We start from the raw sequence: 2,936 nt of genomic DNA, 5'->3' as shown, positions 1-2,936 counted from the left end.
GCGGCCTTTGCACCCACTTCGCCACCCGATACCGGAGCATCGAGGTACTGGCATCCGAGTTCGTTGATCTTCCTTGCGAACTCCTTCGTCGCAATCGGCGAAATCGAGCTCATGTCGACCACGATCTGATTCGCACGGAGTCCGCTTGCTACGCCGTTTTCCCCAAAAAGCACTGACTCCACGTGTGGAGTATCGGGCACCATCAAGATAACAATGTCGGCTTGCTGTGCCACCGCTTTGCCGGACTCGCAGAGCGTCGCGCCATTCTCGATCAAGTCCGCCGGCGCAGGGTTCCGATCGTGCACAAATAGTTGATGGTCGCCTTGCTGCAGATTGGCGGCCATCGGCGCACCCATGACACCCAGACCGATGAATCCAACTTTTGCCATGACTTCCTCTTCAATGAGTTCTTTTTTAAACCGTTGACAGCAGCGACAAGCTATTACGCCGCGGAGCGTAATACTTCGGGGTTGATACAGGTCTGCGGCTTTTCGCCTCTCAGCACGCTGATGACGTTTTCCGTTGCGATCTTACCCATCGCAAGGCGCGTCTCGATCGTCGCGGAAGCGATGTGCGGTACGACAAGCACGTTATCGAGGCTGCTCAATCCCGGCTCGAGTTCGGGTTCGCGCTCGAACACGTCGAGCCCGGCTCCCCAAATTACCTTGTCGCGCAGCGCGGCGACGAGCGCCTTTTCATCGACCAGCGGACCGCGGGCTGCATTGATCAGGATGGCTGTCCGCTTCATCTTCGCAAGCTCGGCCGCGCCGATGTAATGCTGCGTTTCCGGCAGAAGCGGCAGGTGCAACGACAGATAATCCGACTCTCGCAAGAGCGTTTCCTTGTCGACAAAGGTCGCGCCGACCTGACGTTCGATTTCGGGATTGCGCTGTGCGTCGGTGTAGATTACCTTCATGTCGAAGGCGGCCGCCTTGCGCGCGAATTTCGATCCGATCCGACCCATTCCTGCAACACCCAGAGTCTTGTTGTCGACGTCCTGGCCGATAAATGCCATCGGCGCCCACCCCTGCCACTTATCCGCTCGCATGAAGCGTTCGGACTCAGAGATGCGCCGTGCTGTCGCAAGCATTAGCGCCCATGCATGTGTTGCCGTGGCGTCGTCAAGCACGCCCGGCGTATTGGTCATGATCACACCGCGTTCAGTCGCCGCCCGCAGGTCGAAGTTATTGAAGCCAACAGCGTAATTCGCGAAGATCTTGCATTGCGGGCCGGCGGCATCGAGCACTTCGCCGTCAATCGTGTCGGTCAGTAGGGTGATTACGGCGTCCCGACCTTGCACTGCTTCCAGCAGTTCATCGCGCGTGAGTGCACGATCATGCGGATTAACTTCGACGTCGTGGAACTGCCGCAGATCGTCAATTGTCTCTTGCGAGATCATGCGTGTCACATAAACGTTAAACCGTTTCATTGATTGTTCTCTTGTTAAAGCACGATATAACACTGCAAAGAGATTACCCGCGCACACATCATGGCGCGTCGCCCTGCAAGCTGCATGGAATGCCGAAGCGGGCAAGTTCGTCGGCGACAGCCTGATCTTCGGCCGGCGTGAGGCCACTGATACCGATCGCCCCGATCACGCTGCCTTGGGCGTCGCTTAGCACCGCACCGCCAGGCAACGCAGTCAACAATGGATCGCAGAAATAGCTGATTGGAATTTCCTCGCGGCGCAGCCGCGCATGGAATGCCTCCGTTGTCACACCCATACGGGTGGACGTGTAAGCCTTCTGGTGCGCTAACTGGATGCTGCGCACTGGAGCATCGTCCATCCGGAAAAATCCAACGAGGAAGCCGTGGCTATCACACACGGAAATGCACACCGGCTTGCCAAACTGCTGGCGCACTTTATCGACGGCACGTGCGAGCAGTGCCTGCACCAACTGGAGGTTGAAATGACTCAATAGGTTCACCTGGTCTTTGTGCGGTGGGGACCCGGTCGGAGATGAATGGTTAAAGTCCATCGGGTCACTCCGCTGCTCGCCGCTCCGGACGGTGGGCGGCGCCGTGTTTTGGGCCGGGCGCCCGAAGGCACGCGCGGCGACTCCATTTAGCTTATCGGCGATTCGATGCTTGACTGTGCGCCCGACCCGCAGCCGCACCCCGAGCAATGCTGATGCGTGTACACCGCACGTTCGTTGACTTGGCGTTCGGCACTCCCGGACGACGACATCAATGCCAGCGCAGGCATGGCCAGCATGCGCTGTGCGATAGCGCTACACGTTGGGCAAGCGCAGGTCGCGTCGCGTTCAGCTACCGGACGCATGACGGAGAACGTGCCACAGGTTTCACAACGATAGGGATAAATCGGCATCGCCCTTTTTTCCTCCTTCTTCGAAATCACTACATGATCTGCGCGATTACCGACAGCATCGTCGGCCACGGAATGTTCACCGTGCACGCACCAACTGGTGCCAGCATCGTGGCCAGGGAGTCCGGTCTCGATGCCTTGTGACGGTGCCGGTCGGCCTCGCACAGAATCCGCGGCCCGATGCCGTTCCCTCAACGCTTGGGCAAGTACTTTTTGTCGACCTTGCAGATATAGGTGTATTTCGGATTCACCATCTGGGTACAGCGCGCTTCCGCGATCTGGCCGAGCAGCATGTAGGCTTCGGCACCGGGGATGCCGTAGCCCTCTTCAAGCCAATAGACCATTTCCTCGAACGCGATGCGCAGCGCATCGTCGAGCGGCCGCGCGCAGCCGACGGTGCAGATATGCGTTGGCGTCTCGATGCGTGGCCAGGTCATGCGGCTCGGCGCGCGGACGAGGTCGACCTTGAGCTTCAGGTGGCCGCGAATTTCGATTGCCCCCATGCCGTTACACTCGGCGTCGCCCTGCAACGCGTGCACGTCGCCGAAATACAGGTACGCGCCTTCATGGAACACCGGAAACATGATGCGATTGCCGTTCGTGACTTCCT

General features: G+C 58.9%; 5 protein-coding genes. All 5 read right to left on the bottom strand.

What is annotated here, in order from left to right:
• The coding region (locus QOC89_RS24805) for an NAD(P)-dependent oxidoreductase (protein ID WP_323047431.1) at nucleotides 1-389 on the bottom strand (389 nt) is incomplete at its 3' end.
• Between the two features lie 53 nt (nucleotides 390-442).
• Nucleotides 443-1,399: a D-glycerate dehydrogenase gene (locus QOC89_RS24800; protein ID WP_323047430.1), complete on the bottom strand. Its 957-nt coding sequence runs from the start codon at nucleotides 1,397-1,399 to the stop codon at nucleotides 443-445.
• An 88-nt stretch (nucleotides 1,400-1,487) separates the two neighbouring features.
• The gene (locus tag QOC89_RS24795; protein ID WP_323047429.1) at nucleotides 1,488-1,979 is read right to left on the bottom strand and encodes a heme-binding protein; all 492 of its coding nucleotides are present in this window, start codon (nucleotides 1,977-1,979) and stop codon (nucleotides 1,488-1,490) included.
• 86 nt (nucleotides 1,980-2,065) lie between these two features.
• A complete protein-coding gene (locus QOC89_RS31970; RefSeq protein WP_416340464.1) occupies nucleotides 2,066-2,329 on the bottom strand; it encodes an FmdB family zinc ribbon protein in 264 nt (87 codons plus the stop codon).
• 188 nt (nucleotides 2,330-2,517) lie between these two features.
• Nucleotides 2,518-2,936: acetamidase/formamidase family protein (locus QOC89_RS24790; protein WP_323047428.1), on the bottom strand; the 419-nt coding region annotated here is incomplete at its 5' end.

This window comes from Paraburkholderia sp., assembly GCF_034668105.1.
Taxonomy (GTDB): Bacteria; Pseudomonadota; Gammaproteobacteria; order Burkholderiales; family Burkholderiaceae; genus Paraburkholderia.
The sequence above is the reverse complement of the archived record's forward strand: the minus strand, read 5'-3'. Positions and strand labels throughout refer to the sequence as shown.